At 65.4% G+C, this 1,507-nt stretch carries 1 protein-coding gene; it reads right to left on the bottom strand.

Features of this window, described 5'->3' with window-relative positions; genetic code table 11:
- Nucleotides 1-109 precede the first annotated feature (109 nt).
- Nucleotides 110-1,507: M3 family metallopeptidase (locus QZY03_RS00895; protein WP_295577257.1), on the bottom strand; the 1,398-nt coding region annotated here is incomplete at its 5' end.

The following is a 1,507-nucleotide window of genomic DNA, read 5'->3' as shown; positions in this document are numbered from 1 at the left end:
GCGGCCCGCGGCCGCGACGGGCTGCCGCAACGACGGGTGGCCGGAATGATGATCAAGGCCCCCGCCCCTACACGCGTGTCTGCCGGATATCAGGTACGACGGCGATACCTCAGGCACTGATCCCCGAATGCCGCAGCAGCGCATCGGTGGTTGGCGGGCGGCCGCGGAAGTCGACATAGAGGTCCATGGCATCGCGGGAACCGCCTTTCTCCAGGATGTTCTCACGGAAGGCGCGGCCGGTGGCGGCATCGAAGACGCCGCGCTCTTCGAACAGCGAGAAGGCGTCGGCGGACAGCACTTCGGCCCATTTGTAGCTGTAGTAGCCGGCGGCATAGCCCCCGGCGAAGACGTGCGAGAAGCCATGGGCAAAGCGGTTGAAGGCCGGCGGCCGGACCACGGCGACCTGATCGCGAACGGCTTCCAGAATTTCGTAGATGCGTCCGCCGCGGGCGGGGTCGTACTCCAGATGAAGACGGAAATCGAACAGGGCGAATTCGAGCTGCCGCATCATCTGCATGCCCGACTGGAAGTTCTTGGCCGCCGTCATCCGCTCGTAGAGTTCCGGCGGGAGCGGCGCTCCAGTCTCCCAGTGGGCGGCGAAGAGATCCAGCGGGGCGCGCTCCCAGCACCAGTTCTCCATGAACTGGCTGGGCAGTTCCACCGCGTCCCAGGCGACTCCGTTGATGCCGGCCACCGCCGGATAGTCCACTCGGGTCAGCATGTGGTGCAGGCCGTGGCCGAACTCGTGGAACAGGGTCTCCACTTCGTTGTGTGTGAGCAGCGAGGGCTTGGCGCCGACCGGCGGGCTGAAGTTGCAGACCAGATAGGCAACCGGGATCTGGTCATAGCGGGCGGTGTGCAGCCGGTTGGTACAGACGTCCATCCAGGCGCCGCCGCGCTTGTTGGGGCGGGCGAAGGCGTCGAGATAGAACTGGCCGCGCAGTTGGCGGGTTTCCTGATCCCTGATTTCGAAGAAGCGCACATCCGGGTGATAGGTCTCGAAGGTCTGGGACTCTTCGATGCGCACGCCGAAGAGCCGCTGCGCGACCTCGAACAGCCCGGTGAGGACGCGCGACACCGGAAAGTAAGGCCGCAGTTCTTCCTGACTGATCTGGTAGCGGTGCAGGCGCAGTTTCTCGCCATAGTAGGTCAGGTCCCAGGGTTCCAGCGTCTCCATGCCGTGATGTTCGCGGGCGAACGCCTGGACTTCGGCCAGTTCCTGACGGGCCTGGGCGAGCGAGCGGTCGGCCAGATCGTTCAGGAAGGCCAGGACCGCGTCGGGGGAGGGCGCCATCTTGGTCGCAAGCGAGCGTTCCGCATAGTTGGCGAACCCCAGGAGTTGGGCGAGCTCGTGGCGCAAGGCCAGGATCCGGTCCATGGCCGTGCTGTTATCCCACTGGCCGGCGTGCGGTCCCTGATCGGAGGCGCGGGTGCTGTACGCCTGATAGACCTCGAAGCGCAGGTCCCGATTGTCCGCATAGGTCAGCACCGGGATATAGGAGGGCAT

The sequence above is a fragment of the uncultured Lamprocystis sp. genome (assembly GCF_903933125.1).
In the GTDB taxonomy this organism is placed as follows: Bacteria; Pseudomonadota; Gammaproteobacteria; order Chromatiales; family Chromatiaceae; genus Thiodictyon.
This window is presented reverse-complemented; position numbering and strand designations above follow the sequence as displayed.